Source organism: Klebsiella sp. M5al (genome assembly GCF_002090195.1).
GTDB classification, from domain to species: domain Bacteria; phylum Pseudomonadota; class Gammaproteobacteria; order Enterobacterales; family Enterobacteriaceae; genus Klebsiella; species Klebsiella grimontii.
The window spans coordinates 4,583,521-4,598,829 of record NZ_CP020657.1; the positions used below are offsets into that span (position 1 = coordinate 4,583,521).

At 56.1% G+C, this 15,309-nt stretch carries 14 protein-coding genes; 5 read left to right on the forward strand and 9 right to left on the reverse strand.

Translation table 11 applies throughout. From position 1 onward, the window contains the following. Positions 1–46: 46 nt before the first annotated feature. Positions 47–823 carry an SDR family NAD(P)-dependent oxidoreductase gene (locus BWI76_RS21940; RefSeq protein WP_004135077.1) on the reverse strand — a complete coding sequence of 259 codons (777 nt, stop codon included), beginning with the start codon at positions 821–823 and terminating at the stop codon, positions 47–49. A 144-nt stretch (positions 824–967) separates the two neighbouring features. On the opposite strand from BWI76_RS21940, the gene BWI76_RS21945 reads away from it, so the two are divergent. Beyond that, positions 968–1,888: a LysR substrate-binding domain-containing protein gene (locus BWI76_RS21945; protein ID WP_064371621.1), complete on the forward strand. Its 921-nt coding sequence runs from the start codon at positions 968–970 to the stop codon at positions 1,886–1,888. Between the two features lie 39 nt (positions 1,889–1,927). Here BWI76_RS21945 and BWI76_RS21950 read toward each other — a convergent pair whose 3' ends face one another. The 7 genes from BWI76_RS21950 to BWI76_RS21985 all read right to left on the reverse strand — a co-directional run bounded on the left by BWI76_RS21950 (position 1,928) and on the right by BWI76_RS21985 (position 10,938). Next, on the reverse strand, positions 1,928–2,701 hold the full coding sequence (locus tag BWI76_RS21950) for a transporter substrate-binding domain-containing protein (protein WP_004135074.1): 774 nt from the start codon (positions 2,699–2,701) through the stop codon (positions 1,928–1,930). A gap of 35 nt (positions 2,702–2,736) precedes the next feature. Further along, positions 2,737–3,531, reverse strand: a complete 795-nt coding sequence (locus BWI76_RS21955; RefSeq protein WP_049085033.1) for a CatB-related O-acetyltransferase — start codon at positions 3,529–3,531, stop codon at positions 2,737–2,739. A 135-nt stretch (positions 3,532–3,666) separates the two neighbouring features. Then, positions 3,667–4,731 (reverse strand): fimbrial protein, encoded by a 1,065-nt coding sequence (locus BWI76_RS21960; RefSeq protein WP_004135073.1) that lies wholly within the window; start codon positions 4,729–4,731, stop codon positions 3,667–3,669. Positions 4,732–4,779: 48 nt separating this feature from the next. After that, positions 4,780–7,314, reverse strand: coding sequence for a fimbria/pilus outer membrane usher protein (locus BWI76_RS21965; protein ID WP_064371658.1), 2,535 nt, complete (start codon positions 7,312–7,314; stop codon positions 4,780–4,782). A gap of 28 nt (positions 7,315–7,342) precedes the next feature. Beyond that, the gene (locus BWI76_RS21970; RefSeq protein ID WP_049085037.1) at positions 7,343–8,002 is read right to left on the reverse strand and encodes a molecular chaperone; all 660 of its coding nucleotides are present in this window, start codon (positions 8,000–8,002) and stop codon (positions 7,343–7,345) included. Positions 8,003–8,151: 149 nt separating this feature from the next. After that, positions 8,152–8,748 carry a fimbrial protein gene (locus BWI76_RS21975; protein WP_004135068.1) on the reverse strand — a complete coding sequence of 199 codons (597 nt, stop codon included), beginning with the start codon at positions 8,746–8,748 and terminating at the stop codon, positions 8,152–8,154. A 669-nt stretch (positions 8,749–9,417) separates the two neighbouring features. Then, positions 9,418–10,938 (reverse strand): aldehyde dehydrogenase family protein, encoded by a 1,521-nt coding sequence (locus tag BWI76_RS21985; protein WP_004123921.1) that lies wholly within the window; start codon positions 10,936–10,938, stop codon positions 9,418–9,420. Positions 10,939–11,188: 250 nt separating this feature from the next. Here BWI76_RS21985 and BWI76_RS21990 point away from each other — a divergent pair, with 250 nt between their 5' ends. The 4 genes from BWI76_RS21990 (at position 11,189) to BWI76_RS22005 (ending at position 14,224) form a co-directional block, all read left to right on the forward strand. Beyond that, complete coding sequence (locus BWI76_RS21990; protein ID WP_049089883.1) at positions 11,189–12,973, forward strand: sigma-54-dependent Fis family transcriptional regulator; 1,785 nt, start codon at positions 11,189–11,191, stop codon at positions 12,971–12,973. Between the two features lie 149 nt (positions 12,974–13,122). Next, positions 13,123–13,422 carry an ArsR/SmtB family transcription factor gene (locus BWI76_RS21995; RefSeq protein WP_004135065.1) on the forward strand — a complete coding sequence of 100 codons (300 nt, stop codon included), beginning with the start codon at positions 13,123–13,125 and terminating at the stop codon, positions 13,420–13,422. Positions 13,423–13,431: 9 nt separating this feature from the next. Next, the gene (locus BWI76_RS22000; protein WP_064371622.1) at positions 13,432–13,953 is read left to right on the forward strand and encodes a rhodanese family protein; all 522 of its coding nucleotides are present in this window, start codon (positions 13,432–13,434) and stop codon (positions 13,951–13,953) included. 91 nt (positions 13,954–14,044) lie between these two features. Continuing rightward, positions 14,045–14,224: a hypothetical protein gene (locus tag BWI76_RS22005; RefSeq protein ID WP_004135063.1), complete on the forward strand. Its 180-nt coding sequence runs from the start codon at positions 14,045–14,047 to the stop codon at positions 14,222–14,224. A 46-nt stretch (positions 14,225–14,270) separates the two neighbouring features. On the opposite strand, the gene stpA is transcribed toward BWI76_RS22005, so the two are convergent. After that, on the reverse strand, positions 14,271–14,672 hold the full coding sequence (stpA, locus tag BWI76_RS22010) for a DNA-binding protein StpA (RefSeq protein ID WP_004135062.1): 402 nt from the start codon (positions 14,670–14,672) through the stop codon (positions 14,271–14,273). Positions 14,673–15,309: the final 637 nt, after the last annotated feature.

Below are 15,309 nucleotides of genomic sequence, written 5' to 3' on the forward strand. Positions count from 1 at the left end.
ATTCGTTTTGGTTATGCCAATACCCTGACTGACATAATGAACGTAATCAGGCATTCCGACCAGCCATCACGCCGCCATCAATATCCCAAACCGCGCCGGTCACCCAGCGGGTGCTCTCGCTGAGGAGAAAAGCGACGGTCTGCGCGATATCATCAGGCGTGCCGACGCGGCCAATGGGATGGAAGCCGTCAAAGCTATTCATCACCGCCTTCACATCCTCTTCAGGAATAAAGCCTTCATAGATTGGCGTATGCACCACCGCCGGGGATACCGCATTGACGCGAATACCGCTGCCGCCCAGCTCAATCGCCAGGTTTTTCGTCAGCGCATGCAGCCCCGCCTTCGCCATGGAGTATGCCGAGGACGGCGTCGCGCCGATGGCCTGCTGCGCCCACATCGACCCGATATTCACAATCGAGCCTTTGATGCCGTTGGCCAGCATATTGCGCACCACCTCGCGGGTGATAAAAAACGTCGCGCGGTTGAGATGCATATACCGATCGTAATCGGCCATTTCATGTTCGATAAACGGCTTCGGGAAGAAGACGCCGGCGGCGTTGACCAGCAGGCTGATATCCTGATGCTCTGCATTGATGTTCGCCATAACCTGCTGCATACCGGCCTCGCTCGTCAGGTCAGCGACGATAACATCTACCTTCCCCGCTGCCGCCAGCGCCTGGCGCGCCCGTTCGGCCTTTTCCCGGCGATTGCCCACCAGCACCACGCTGCCGCCATTCTCCACCACCCGTTTGGCCGTCGCCAGCCCCATACCGCTGGTTCCGCCAACCACGAGCAGTTTTTTTCCCATAAACGTCGTATTCATCATTCACCTCTTCACGTTTGCTTGTATGGCCTCAGCATGCCTGTCCACAACCGCGCTGACGAATGAGAAGAAATAGTCCTGCAGCAAAGAAAATCTATCTTGATAGCCTATACTGGGGCGAAATTTGACTGAGGGATATCCAGCATGCGATCGCTTAACCGACTGAAATGGCTTCACGCTTTTGAAGCCGCCGCCCGCCACGGCAGCTTTACCGGCGCGGCGCGCGAGCTGGGGGTCACCCCCGCCGCCGTCGGGCAACTGGTCAGGGCGCTGGAAGAGTGGGTCGGCCATCCGCTGCTGCACCGCACCCGTGCCGGTAAAGCGCGTCTGACCCTGGTGAGCGAGGCCCAGGAAGCGCTGCAGGATATTACGCAGGGACTGGATAAGCTGGAGAGCGGGCTGAATAAGCTTCGCGGCCGCCGGGCGCGTTCGGTGGTGGTGATCACCGCCTCGCAGGTGCTGATGATGAACTGGCTGATGGAGCGCTTAAATCGCTTCTCCGCCGCCCATGAAAATATCGACCTGCGCCTCAACGTTACGGAAAAGCTGATGGATGTGGCCCACGGCGAAGCGGATTTAGGCATTCGCTGCGGCCGCGGCGACTGGCCCGGGGTCGATAAAACCTGGCTGATGGATGAGGAGGCGGTGCTGGTGTACAGCCCGCTTATCGTCCCGGCAGAAAAAATCGCCTGCGGCGACTGGCTGGCGGCGCAAAAGCTAATTCATGATGATACGCCGCATCCCGGCGCCAGCTTTCCCTCATGGGAGGATGTGCTGGCCGCGGCTCAGGCCCCGACGGCGCGCGATAGCGGAATGCATATCGACTCAACGTCGGCGGTTATCCTTGCCGCCCTCAGCGGGCGCGGCGTCGCCCTCGTCCGCCGGGCGCTGGTAAAACAGCTCCTCGCCACGGGGCAGCTCGTCCAGCTACAGCCCGCCCGCCGCTGGCCGCTCACCTGGTCCTACTACATCGTGACGCCGCAGCATGCGGTCATGCGTCCGGAAGTGACGGTGTTTTATGACTGGCTGCTTCACGATGTGCTGGCGGAAAACCCGATGCGCTGATTATCTTCCGCCAAACCCGCATAGAAAACCTTTATTGCACTATGGTTTTACCTGGTCATGAATGCGCCACTTCTGCTTAAGCACATTTTTATCCTGGCTGGCCAGCCACTGGTTTACCTTCTCGAGCAGCTGCGGGTTATCTTTATTCATCATGTAGACTTTAAAGCTGGCGGTGCCCGGGAACGGCGTCTCGTTAGCCACGCAGAATACGCCCGGTTCATTGCTCTGGTAATAGACGCCTTCAATCAGGTCGGTCACCATCATATCCGCCGTTTTCTGCCGCAGCGCTTCAAGGTTATCGATATTGTTTTTCACCCGGATAATTTGCGCATGCTTGATATGTTCATCGACAAAGCTTTGGTTGGTTCCCCCCGGATTCACTACCACCTTCACGTTCGGCTGGTCGATTTTTTCCAGGCTACCGAGGGCTGGCGCCGACGCGCAGTTAGCCAGCGCAATCTTGCCGTTCGGCACCACCGGCTGGCTTAACGCGAAATCCTTCGCCCGCGCCGCGGTTTCCGTCACCCCGCCCATGGCGATATCAAACTTATCGGCCTGCAGATCGGCGGAGAGCGTTGGCCAACTGGTCGGCACGAAGCGCACCTTCAGGCCAAGCCGCTTGCCGAGATCTTTCGCCATATCCACATCGTAGCCCAGCAGTTCTCCGGCTTTATTGTGAAACGCCAGCGGCGCGTAGTCTCCCGGCACACCGACTTTAAGTTCGCCGCTTTGTTGGATGCTGTTCATGTCGCGCGCCTGGGCGCCAAAGGCGATGGCGGCAATGATGAAAGCAAGACCTGACTTCAACTTCATCTTTATATCCTTGTCCTAATGTGAACCGCTTTTGATTAAACCGCGCTGCGCAGCGGGTTCTGTTTATTCGCCATAAAATCTTTAATCATGGTCGCCGTCAATACCGGCGGCGAAAAAGCGGACAGCGTCCCTTCGGCGGCGCGCCCGGCGAGCAGCTCGCAAAAGCGTTCAACCTGATTAACCGGACAAGCGGCAATATCCTGGGCAGAGTAACGCCACCAGCGTAGCGCCAGCAGCTGCGCGATAATCGCCTCGCTAAAGCGCATGCGGATGACCTTCGCCGGATTACCACCGACGATAGCGTACGGCGCGACGTCTTTGACCACCAGCGCGTTGGCGGCAATAACGGCCCCATCGCCAATCGTGATGCCCTGCGCCAGGGTGACATTCTGACCAATCCACACATCGTTGCCGATGGTGATTGGCCGGGGTGTTTTCTCAAAAGGGTAAAACTGGTTGGGCCTGCCGCTGTCGGCCGCCAGCGTCGCCATCACGCCGGAGTGATGGGCATAAAAAACCGGGCTGGCGCTGGCCCACTCCAGCGGATGCCGGTCGCCCAGCACCTGGAGCCGATCGGCAATCGAGGTGTAGCGCCCTACCCTGATGAGCGCCGGCAGCAGGGTTCGCGTATAGCTAAAAGCGCCCAGTGAGGCCAGCCGTTCGCCGCAGCGCCCCCAGTAGGTGGTATAGGCCTCGGTAGCTAAATTTTCCGGTACGTCGATCGGCAGATCATCACGGTAAAAGGCGTGGGCGCAGACCAGCTTCTGCCCGCCGACAAAAACGCGCTGCGCCTGCAATAGAGGCTTAAGATCACCAAAGGCGATTTTCATTTTCGATTTTCCCGCACAAAAGTACTCCCGGCCAGCCGCTTAATCTCTCGATCATTGATAGCGTACCGATCCGCTCACCGTGCGAAAAATCGTTATGACATCTCTTTTTTGTGAGCCACAGCGCGAAAGCGACGGTCAGTTATACTCCAGCGCAAACGTCACCATGCTATTGGCGGTGCCGGCGGTTACCGCGTCATCCGTCTGTACGTACTGGGCGTTGAAGTTGATATTTTCCGCCGCGCCGGCGCTGCTGGCGGTAATCCGCTTGAGCACAGGTAAGTTGCTGGCCTCGTTAATTTTGACGCCGGTTCCGGCTGCCGGCGCCGGGGCGCTGTTATTGCCGTAGGTGAGCCTGACGCCCACCCCGCTCGCGGAGGCATTGTCTTTGCTGAGCGCCAGGGTATCCGTTCCCCCGGTTTGCGTCGTCACGCCAAAAAAACCAATACGGATATCGGTCGGCGTGGAGCAGAAGACCGGAATGGAGAAGCTCCTGGCGCTGCCGCCGACGGTATTTTTGCCTTTAAACTCCGCTTTATTTACCGCGCCGAGGCTGACGTGAATATTCGCGGTTGAGACCTGACAGCTGCCGCTGCTGCCGATATCGACATTCAGCGCGGCCATATCGAGAGTGACCGGCGGGCTGGCGACAAAAGCGGCACTGCTGTCGGCCTGCTGCTGAATAGTCAGTTCGCCAATCTGCGGCTGCGCCGGAACGTTAGCGTGGTTACCGCTGGCCAGGGCGACCTCGCCGGTCTTATAAAACGTCACGAAGACTTTCACCACAATCTGCTGCTGCGTCAGCAGGTTAGCTATTTCATTGCTGTCGCAAACCGTCACGGACTCCGCGCTACCGGCCGCATGGCTGCCATCAATCACGCGAATGGCGCCGCCGCTGCACTGAAAACCCAACGTGTAGCCCATGCCGTCCAGCGCGGAGGGAAAAACGTGCTGGCCGCCGATCGACAGGGGCGATGAGGCGGTTTTAAGCTGCCGATACACCAGACGTTTAGCCGCCGCTTTCGGCAGCTGAAGATCGCAGGTGAAATGAATTCCGCTGCCGTTATCCGCCATCACGCTGGTCATCTGCGTATTCAGCGGCAGCGTAGGCAGGTACTTGATATTCTGGACGTTAACGGTCATCTGACCGATATCCACTTTGCAGGTTTCCGCCCACCCGCCGTGGCTATAAATCCCGGCCATTAGCAGCAATAAAAACGATACTATGCGCAAAATCACCTCTGTGCTGACCTACTGGCAGACGCCAGAGACGGTTTTTACCGGACTCTGCCCCTGCTGTACGGTATCGGTAAGATGGAAATGCAGCGCGCATTTCCGCGAGATATTGTCGGCGTTCCAGGCGACATCAAGCGTCCCTTCTTGCGGGATACCGCTCAGATAGACCTGCCCGCCATCGGCCACCATGCCGCCCGGAGCCGCGCCTTGCTCGTCTTCAGCCTTACGCAGGCGAACGCTGGCACCAAACGGCAGCGGGCCGCGGCTGTCGCTGAGCGTAAACAGTACGCGGTTGCCGATATGGGTCTGATAGTTTGCCTGCACCACCGCCCCGCCGCCGGGGATCACCGTCTGTCCTTCCAGCTCAACATCGGCATCGTCGGCCAGCGATTCGGTATCGAGCGTAATGGTGTTTTTGCGATACGCCGTCAGCGAGGGCACCACCGCATACCCCCGCCAGTCGGTGTGCACGTTGCTGCCGTTTTGAATCGCCACATCGGCGGCTCCCGGCGCGCGTACGATGGCAAAGCTTTCGCCGACGGTCTGCCCCAGCGTCACGCCATGAGGATGGGCGACGATGGAGCCCGATGCGCCCCAGGTCAGCTGATGGCTTGCGCTATCCTGGCGATAGCCGAGCTGCGCGGTTCCGTAGCCGCCATGGTAATCTAGCGATGCGCTGCTGTTACTCCCCTGGCCGCCGTTAGCGTAGCCCTGCTGCAGGGAATAATAGAGATTGGGATTACGCGGAATCGAACCATACAGCGACGCCTGCTGCGAGGTGCGTCCGTTATTGCCGGAGGTGGTGCTGTAGCTAATCGCGCTCTCGGCAAGCGGGCCGCCAAGCGGAATGCTCAGGTTGAAGGACCACGAGCGATCGGCTTTTTGGCGATCGGAAGACTGGGTGTAGTAATAACCCACGCCCCACGAAACGCCTCGCCAGGCGCTGTAGAATCCGAGATGGATTGTTTCATCGCGGCTTTGGCGGTGCCAGTATTCCTGCGACCAGGCGGAAATCGCCAGGCTGCTCATACCGCCAAACGCCTGCGATACAGAGATTTCCTCGCGGCTGCGCTTGTTGTCCACGAGACCATTGCGGCTCTCAAGCGCGTTGGCCTCGCTAAAGTCGTAATAACCGCCAGAAGAGTAGCGATAGCTGGCGAGGCTAAATGAGGTGCCGGTTCCGGCAAAATCCTTCTGGTACTGCACGCGCAGCGAGTGGCCCGCCGAGCGCTTTCCCGACGGCGTCGTGGTGTTGGCCCATGTCGCATCGCCCCCAAGCGAGCCCAGCTCGCCAAAGCCGCGTCCGACGCCGAGCGCCCAGGACTGGTAATCCTGCGCCAGCTGGCTACCGCCGTAGAGCGTGAACTCAGCCGGCAGCCCATAAAATAGCGTCCCCTGTAAAAACGTCGGCGATGGCGTCCGGCTCTGCCCCGAATGGTAGCGCCCGGCGCTCAGGCTGAATTTCACCCGTCCTTCGCGCAGCATAAACGGTACGGCTGAAAAGGGTTGGGTAAAGGTCCGCACCGAACCGTCGCTCTCTTTTACCTGGACTTCGAGGTCGCCGCTTTGCGCCGTCGGATAGAGATCGCTTATGGCGAACGCCCCCGGCGAAACGAACGTTTCATAGATAACGTAGCCATGCTGGGAGATGGTGACTTTCGCATTGCTGTGCGCCATCCCGCGGATCGTCGGGGCGAAGCCGCGCTGGCTATCCGGCAGCATTTCATCATCGGACATCAGCTGGACGCCGCGAAACTGCACGCTGTCGAAAACGTCGCCGCTCGTAAAGGTATCGCCCATCCGCAGCAGGCTTTTGAGTGACTTCAGGTCGCGCTGCAGCCAGGTGCTCTGTGAATTCCAGCGCCGGGTCCGGTCATACTCCATCGACGAGACGTTACGCAGTCGCCAGGCGCCAAAGTTCACTCCGCTGCGTAAATTCAGGTAGCTGGAGCGGCTGTTGTCATCCGACTGCCGGGTTTGCGACCCGGTCAGGTTGTAGTTAACAAACGCCGCCGGAATCCCCTCATCCCAGCGCGCCGGATCGACGTACCCGCGGCTTTGCACGTTCATTGCCGCCTGGGGAATGCTTAAGTTCAGGCGCTGAGTGGCAAAGTCAAAACGGCTGCTGGCATCGGGGATATAGCGTTCGATGTGGGTGAACGGCTCTCCCTCATGCAGGGTATTAAACGCCGGGAAAGCGCTGACGTTGACGCCATATTCCGCCAGCTGCGCCGGGGTTAACTGCGGCTGCAGCGCGCCGTTGCTGTCGACAAATGTCACCTCGCTCTGGGCTATTTCCTGGTTATTTACCCAGATGCTGACCGGATATGTCCCGGGCTGCTGGCCGCCTGATTTAGCAAAATAGTGTAAATCAGCGGTCTTTTGCTGCGGATTGGCAAATTCTAATGCCGCTGGATCAAAGTAGTCCTCCGCCCGCGCGATACCGCTTTGGCACAGCAGAAAAATCGCCGTCGGCAATAAGAAAATCCCGCCGGTTGGCGCCGCGATCGCCGAATAAACGGAAGTCATATCAGAAGTGTTATTTTTCACAATATCCCGACCAGGCGAAGCAAAATAATTACTGTTGCGCGTAATCCGTAATACCACCGAAGTCATTAATAGCGCGCCATTTAACTACCCCGGAATGAGTAATCGGCCACTCTTTATGGTCAAGGGGGCCAATCATGCCGGGTTCAGGAATGTCTGTCGCGCCAACCGAAATAACAAAAAAGGAGACAAAATAGGGCGTCGGGTTTTGGGCAACCAGTCTGGAACCTTCGATTTTAAACGTCACCTTGCGCCATGCATCGGCAGGCTCCCCCGGGAGACCATTCGGACGATAGAAAATCTTAAATTTTGATTTAATATTAACCTGAAGCTTATTCACTTCATCTTTTTTCGTGGGCGCAATGCTTTTTACGTTGAGCCAAAAAACGGATTCGCGATCGGTGGGCAGCGTTCCGCCAATATAGTTAATACGCAATACGTTCTGCTGTTCGGGATCGAGACGGAAAAGCGGCGGCGTCACAATAAAAGGCACGCGGCTTTTATTGTTTTCCGCATAGTTTTCCACCCACGATTGCACCAGATAAGGTGAATGAGTATCCGCGTTGGTGACCGATATTGCGGCTTCACGTTTCCCTTCCTGATAAACAACACGGGTTCCTCCCATGACAATACCGGCCTGTGCCGCAGTTGATAGCAATAAAAAGGCTATCGCGGCGATCGTTCGTTTCATAATGACTACCGTCCGGGAATAATAAAAGCGGGTATCACGACCTGAAGCTGATAAAAAATTTGCAGTAATGCTGCAGCCCGTATTTCAGCCAGGCGGCGGCTCGGTCTGGGAAGCCATGAATAACCGCAGCTTTACCCGCTTTTAGGGTATTAGTTGTAAACCATATTGAAGTTGGCCGTACCGTTGGCAGAACCGGCGGAAACCGCGCTGGTTGAGACATAGTCGGCAAAGAATTCCAGATCGGCGGTACCTGTCGCCGCCCCGCTCGCGCCAGCGGTAACGCTGTGGCCGCGTGACACGGCGCCGAGATCAACCGGCGTTGACTTGTCGTCTTCGTAAAGCTTTATCGCCACCCCGCTTGCGGTACCGTTAATCGCCAGCAGATCGCTATTGTTGGTATCGCGGGTACCGTCAAACAGTACCGAGACGGTGGTAACGGTGGAAGGACAATCTTTTACTTTGATGTGGAAGGCGGTTTTCGTCGTTTCAGAACCAGCGCCGGTAAAATAGCTGCTCGCCCATTTCCCCAGATCGACGCTTTGGTTCGCGCTGGTGCTATCGACATTACAGGAGGAGTCAGTAATGGAGCCGGTAAATTCTACCTGGCCGCCCGTGCCCTGGGTTCCCGCATTAGAACCGGGGTTAACGGTCATTGCTGAACTGGCCGGTTGTGAAGGACTGGATAATGCGCTAGCGGAAACCAGAGCACCGACAAACATTGCCATAATACGAAATTGCGTTTTCATTATTCATCTCATCTCTAACTTATATTTTCGACAGATTGAGCGCGAGGGCTTAAGCCTCGTACAAATCTGCGTACAGATCCTCCATGTTAATAATATTCGCGTTCCGTCCGCAGGATAGCAGGCAGCAAAAAATCTGAGCTGCTTATTTGACTCTTTTATTAAAAAGAAAGTTACTTCGGCGTAATTGATAAACCATTCATTAAGGGAACAAATAAATAATATCCTTACCCATTACAATTCGCAATATTTTGTTATGTTAATGAAATGCTGTTTTATTTTACATATGAAAATAATATTCAAAACATTGCTCTGTTTGTTAATTAACGCAACCAAAAATCACGAGACAACAACATTAAAAATCAACATCAGACAGTGTAATTTAACAATCACACTTAAATTTACCGCGATTTTTCGGCAATCATTCTGTGAGCGGACCGTGAATTTACACAATATTAGGATAAATCCTAGATTGGTTTTAATCTTATTTTCGTAACCAAATAAACAATAATCACCTGAGTAATTATATATAGGGGATATCAATGGCAAGGGTATTTCATGTGAAAGTAAGGAAGGCAAAACGAATAACAGCACTTTCTTTGTGGAATAATAAACCCGCAATCCGTGCTGAAGATTGCGGGTTTTACTAAAATAAATAGCTGAGGGCGCCGATCAGAACAGACCCAGCGGCGCCGTGCCGTAGCTCACCAGCAGGTTCTTCGTCTGCTGATAGGCGTTAAGCGCCATCTTATGGGTTTCGCGCCCTACGCCGGACTGTTTGTAACCGCCGAACGCGGCGTGCGCAGGGTAAATATGATAGCAGTTGGTCCACACTCGGCCGGCCTTAATGCCGCGCCCCATGCGATAGGCCAGATTGGTATCCCGCGTCCACACCCCGGCCCCAAGGCCAAACTGGGTCTGGTTAGCAATAGACAGCGCCTCGGCTTCATCTTTAAAGGTGGTGACGCCGATAACCGGGCCAAAGATCTCCTCCTGGAAGCTGCGCATATCGTTGCGCCCCTGAATCAGCGTCGGCTGAATATAGAAACCGTTATCCAGTTCGGCAGAGATACTGGCGCGTTCGCCGCCGGTCAGGATCTTACCGCCTTCATCGCGGGCGATCTTAATATAGGAAAGGATCTTATCGAACTGCTGACGCGACGCCTGCGCGCCGATCATCGTGTCGGTATCAAAGGGGTCGCCGCGGCGAATTTGCGCTACCTTATCCATGACCCGCGCCATAAAGGGCTCGTAGATAGACTCCTGAATCAGCGCGCGGGACGGGCAGGTGCAGACCTCGCCCTGGTTAAAGAAGCCCAGCACCAGGCCCTCTACCGCCTTCTCGATATACTCTTCTTCGCCTTCCATCACGTCGGCAAAATAGATATTCGGCGACTTCCCGCCCAGCTCAACGGTACAGGGGATAATATTTTCCGCCGCGCAGGCCATAATATGCCGGCCTACCGGCGTGGAGCCGGTAAAGGCGATTTTGGCGATGCGTTTACTGGTTGCCAGCGCTTCGCCCGCCTCTTTGCCAAAACCCTGCACCACGTTAAGTACGCCCGCCGGGAACAGATCGCCAATAATCTCCAGCAGCAGCGTAATGCTAAGCGGCGTCTGCTCCGCCGGTTTAAGTACCACGCAGTTGCCAGCCGCCAGCGCCGGAGCCAGCTTCCAGGCGGCCATCAGCAGCGGGAAGTTCCACGGAATTATTTGCCCGACCACGCCGAGAGGCTCATGGAAATGGTAAGCCACCGTCGTTTCATCAATCTCCGCCGTGCTTCCCTCCTGCGCGCGCAGGCAGCCGGCGAAATAGCGGAAGTGATCGACCGCCAGCGGCAGATCGGCGTTAAGGGTTTCGCGGATCGGCTTGCCGTTATCCCAGCTCTCCGCCACCGCCAGATATTCCAGATTGGCTTCAATACGGTCGGCAACCTGCAGCAGCAGATTCGCGCGATGCTGAGCCGACGTTTTACCCCAGGCGTCGGCGGCCCGGTGCGCCGCATCAAGGGCGAAGTCGATATCTTTGGCATCAGAACGCGGAAACTGCCCGATGTTGCTACCGTCGACCGGGGAGGTATTCATAAAGAATTCACCGCCGATCGGTTCGACAAATTTACCGTCAATAAAGTTACCGTAGGCTGACTTCAGTGCAACCAAAGCGCCCGGCGTGCCAGGATGTGCATAACGCATCGCGAATCTCCTTCATGTAGGGTTGAAGCGCAGCGGCGTATTAGTTTTGTACGGCTGCTCGCTGCGCCTCTCCTCCATTGCAGGGGTTATGCCATTTTTCCAGGTTTAAAATAATTATTTATTTTCAATTATTTAATAAATTCACTTTTCGTTCTGTCGCACGGAATGTCTCTTATGTGTCGCAAATCGCAACACTACAAAAACCTTATAGCTACAATATTGCAACACAAATAAAACCACGAGGTGTCCCGTGCCAGGAAATCCGTTTGCCCTGACGCCAGAGATCGAAGCGAGTCCGCTGCTGAGCGACTCCTGGTGCCGCAGCCAGCGCTATGGCCTCGACCCCGCCACGGATGACTTCCCTCGCCTGCACGCCAGCGAACTGGCCGAGAGGCTCGCCAGCCACAGCCGCCTGCAAACGCTGGCCCAGCCGGTCGTCAATGCGCTTTCCCGCAAAGTCAACGACCTGCAATCCGTCGTGGTTCTCTCCGACGCCAGCGGTCTGGTTTTGCAAACCTTTGGCGATACGCACGCCATGCAGAAAGCGCAGCGCTTCGCTTTAGCGCCGGGCAATCTGTGGAGCGAAAGCGGACGCGGAACCAACGCCATTGGCACCGCGCTGGCGATTGACGACAGCTGCGAAATCGATGGCCGCCAGCATTTCCTGACCAGCAACCGGGGACTTTATTGCGCCGCCGTGCCGCTGCAAAGCCCCGATGGCAATATCGCCGGGGTGCTGGATATCTCCGGCCCGGCGCACTATCCGCACGCGCGAACGCTGTCGTGGGTGAAAGGCGCCGCGAAGCAAATAGAATATCTGTGGTTTAAGCAGAGTCTGCATCCGCAGCAGTGGCTGATGAGCCTGCATCCTCAGCCGGAGAAACTCGACGGCGTCGACGAACTGCTGCTGGTGTTTACGGATGCGGTTCTGACGGCCGCCAACCGGCTGGCGATGCGCGAATTCTCGCTCAACGCAGAACAGTTCGGCCATCTCACCTTCCAGCAGCTTTTTCCACGGCTGCGGCAAACCGCCGTCAGCATACCGCTGCCGCTCGCCGCCGGGGATCGGCACTACTATTACCGTCTGCGCGCGCCCGCTACCGCAAGCGTCGCGGTGACCCCACGCCCAGGTATCGATCTGCTCTTCTCCAGCCAGCGCGAAGGGGAGAAGCTGCTGCGTCTGCTTAACGCCGGGATCGGTTTGTGTATCGAAGGCGAAACCGGCTGCGGCAAAGAGTACGTCAGCCGCACCCTGCACCGGCACAGCCGCTGGAGCGGCGGCAAGTTCGTCGCCATCAACTGCGCCGCCATTCCGGAATCGCTGATTGAATCCGAGCTGTTTGGCTACCAGCCCGGGGCGTTTACCGGCGCAAACAAAAACGGCTATATCGGCAAAATTCGCGAGGCCGACGGCGGCGTGCTGTTTCTTGACGAGATCGGCGATATGCCGTTAACGCTGCAGACCCGGCTGCTGAGGATCTTACAGGAGAAAGAGGTCACGCCGCTTGGCGCCAGCCGGAGCTCGCCGGTTAACTTCGCTGTGATTTGCGCCACCCACCGCAACCTGGCGCAGCGCGTCGCCGAAGGTACCTTCCGCGAAGATCTGCTCTACCGCCTGCGCGAGTTTGCTCTGACGCTGCCGCCGCTGCGCGAGTGGCCTGAACTCCCGGCGTTTATCCAGCGATTGTGGCGCGATCTTGGCGGAGAAAAGCGTCGCGTCGCGCTGGGCCCGGCGCTTGTGCAACACCTGGCGACTCAGCCCTGGCCAGGCAACGTCCGCCAGCTGCAAAGCCTGATGAGGGTACTGCTGGCGCTCGCCGAAGAGGGTGAAACGCTGGCAGTGGGTGATTTGCCCCAGGAATACCGAAGTTCGCCCGCCCCCCGCCCGCCGCGTGGGCTTCAGCAGCACGATGCGCAGCTGATTGCCGATACGCTGGCAAGCTATAACGGCAATATCAGTAAGGCCGCGCAGGCTTTAGGCGTCGCGCGCAGCACGCTGTATCGCCGCGCCGCTCGTCGCGGAAGCCGCTTCTGATTCGCTCGCGGCGTGAAGCGCAGCGGCCATATTACCGTCATTACCGTTACCAGGTTTCAGCCGCGCCATTTTGTCACTGCAGCATTCAGTGCTGGCGCACTGCGGCTTTTTATTTTAGACTTTACTAAATTTAGAAAAGACTAAAATAAATGAATACACCCGAACAGCTACAGGCCAGCGCCGGGGAAGCCGCCGCGCTGCTGAAAGCCATGAGCCACCCCAGTAGGCTATTGATTCTGTGCATGCTATGCGATGCGCCGGGCACCAGCGCCGGCGAACTGGCGCGCATCACCGGGCTGAGCCCCTCCGCAACCTCCCAGCATCTGGCGCGAATGCGCGATGAAGGCCTGATCGGCTGCGAACGTCAGGCACAGCGCATCCACTACTTCATTACCCGGCCAGCGGTTCGGCACATCGTCACCACGCTGAAGTCAATCTATTGCCCTTAAGGAGCGTTTATGACTATTGCTACTCTTTCTCCTGCCGAAGCCCGGGCCCTCATCAACCACGGCGCGCGGCTGATCGATATCCGCGATGCCGATGAATACGCCCGCGAGCATATTCCCGGCGCGGAACTCGTGCCGCTGGCAACCCTGACGAATGGCGCGGCGCTGCGCGCCAGCCCTGAAGAGACGATCGTTTTTCACTGTCAGGCGGGTTCGCGCACGCAGAATAATGCCGCCCGTCTGGCGCAGGCCGCCGCACCGGCGCAGGCAAAGCTGCTGGCTGGCGGAATTCAGGCGTGGAAAGCGGCGGGTCTGCCGGTGAAAGAGGATAAATCTCAGCCGCTGCCGCTGATGCGCCAGGTCCAGATCGTCGCCGGGGTTCTGATCTTGCTTGGCGTCGCTTTAGGTTACGCTTTTAACAGCGGCTTTTTTCTGCTTAGCGCCTTCGTCGGCGCCGGATTAACCTTCGCCGGGATCACCGGTTTTTGCGGTATGGCGCGTCTTTTGGCTTTGATGCCGTGGAACCGCCGCTAGCCTCTACCTCTTTTGCTCAGTTGTTGGTAACGCTTTTGCTGAGCTATGGTTATTGTCAGCGAAAGATTTATCAGCACACAGGAGAAGCAGTATGTTTTCAGTCGGTGACCTGGTACAACCGCGCGCGGGTGGGCCAAAACTTAAAGTCGTTGAAGTCGAGGACGATCGCATTATTGCCGTTCAGGCAAACAACGAGCAGGGCGAGAAATATACGCTGAAGGCAGCCGATGTGACGGCATATAAAGAAGACGGCGATTTTGGCGTATGCTGATTAAGCCGGGTAACGATAACGGTGGGTTTCCCCACCGTTTTAACGATTAGATCAGGAAACTATCAAGGGATTTTCCCTCAGCCACCGCTTTCGCAAGCGGCTTCGGCATACGTCCCTGCCCGGTCCACGTTTTCTCGGCGCCGGTATGATCGGTAAAACGATATTTAGGCGGACGCGGCTGGCGCTTTTTGTTGCCTTTCGAGGAAGCGCTATTGTGGCCCACTAATTGTTCAGGCGTAATACCATCAGCAATCATTAATTCCAGCCAGGTATTTAGTTTCTCCTGATGTTCTGCCCGCAGTGCCTGAGCAGCCTGCTCTTCAGCACGTTTTTCTTCAGTGACGGTCCTTAGCTTTGCCAGCATATCTTCAAGCACGTCAATGGAGAATTCACGGGACATGGCGCGGAGTGAACGGATATTATTCAATTTCTCTAATAGTAATGACATATAATTCAAAAAATTCCCAAATAGCAAATGAAACAAAGATTACGGCGCTAGTTTAATTGATACGATTATTTATTTCCAGCCTTTCAATAATTGCGGATATACCATCAGCTATATTTGGCAATAAATAAGATAAACAAATCGATAAAAGCGAAATTTCACGTAGTGAATAAACCCGGGCGAAAAGAAAAATATCAACCAGCCAATACCTTTAGCTTATTTCCTGCATGCTCAGCAGGTTATCCGTATATCCACGCCAGGCCATCACAAGGCGGCACTGACGCTGGCGGAATAGTCATGCAAAAAATCTGAATGCTCACCCAGCGAATAAATCAGCATATCATGCTGACATTTTGCTTTTTGACGAGTAAAAAATGCCAAAAGTGACGCCACGCCCACCGCGACGCGATTCTGTCGCGCAATCGCCCTCTCTCGCTCCGGCCTCCCGCCGATCCCTACAGCGCACAAATCAACTATCTATTTGAAATGTATTATAAAAATAAACAATGGCAACAAAAGTAGCGTAACGAACAAAAAACAGCCTGAAGCAGAGTATTTTATCGACCAAAAGCCTTTAAATAAAAATTTATAGCTAGTTGCCTCTTTTAATGCAGAGATATAATCTACGCACATCAAAACA

Coding starts and splice junctions, on each gene's coding strand:
- BWI76_RS21940 (WP_004135077.1), bottom strand. CDS start 823: ATGAATACGACGTTTATGGGAAAAAAACTGCTCGTGGTTGGCGGAACC.
- BWI76_RS21945 (WP_064371621.1), top strand. CDS start 968: ATGCGATCGCTTAACCGACTGAAATGGCTTCACGCTTTTGAAGCCGCC.
- BWI76_RS21950 (WP_004135074.1), bottom strand. CDS start 2,701: ATGAAGTTGAAGTCAGGTCTTGCTTTCATCATTGCCGCCATCGCCTTT.
- BWI76_RS21955 (WP_049085033.1), bottom strand. CDS start 3,531: ATGAAAATCGCCTTTGGTGATCTTAAGCCTCTATTGCAGGCGCAGCGC.
- BWI76_RS21960 (WP_004135073.1), bottom strand. CDS start 4,731: ATGGCCGGGATTTATAGCCACGGCGGGTGGGCGGAAACCTGCAAAGTG.
- BWI76_RS21970 (WP_049085037.1), bottom strand. CDS start 8,002: ATGAAACGAACGATCGCCGCGATAGCCTTTTTATTGCTATCAACTGCG.
- BWI76_RS21975 (WP_004135068.1), bottom strand. CDS start 8,748: ATGAAAACGCAATTTCGTATTATGGCAATGTTTGTCGGTGCTCTGGTT.
- BWI76_RS21985 (WP_004123921.1), bottom strand. CDS start 10,938: ATGCGTTATGCACATCCTGGCACGCCGGGCGCTTTGGTTGCACTGAAG.
- BWI76_RS21995 (WP_004135065.1), top strand. CDS start 13,123: ATGAATACACCCGAACAGCTACAGGCCAGCGCCGGGGAAGCCGCCGCG.
- BWI76_RS22000 (WP_064371622.1), top strand. CDS start 13,432: ATGACTATTGCTACTCTTTCTCCTGCCGAAGCCCGGGCCCTCATCAAC.
- BWI76_RS22005 (WP_004135063.1), top strand. CDS start 14,045: ATGTTTTCAGTCGGTGACCTGGTACAACCGCGCGCGGGTGGGCCAAAA.
- stpA (WP_004135062.1), bottom strand. CDS start 14,672: ATGTCATTACTATTAGAGAAATTGAATAATATCCGTTCACTCCGCGCC.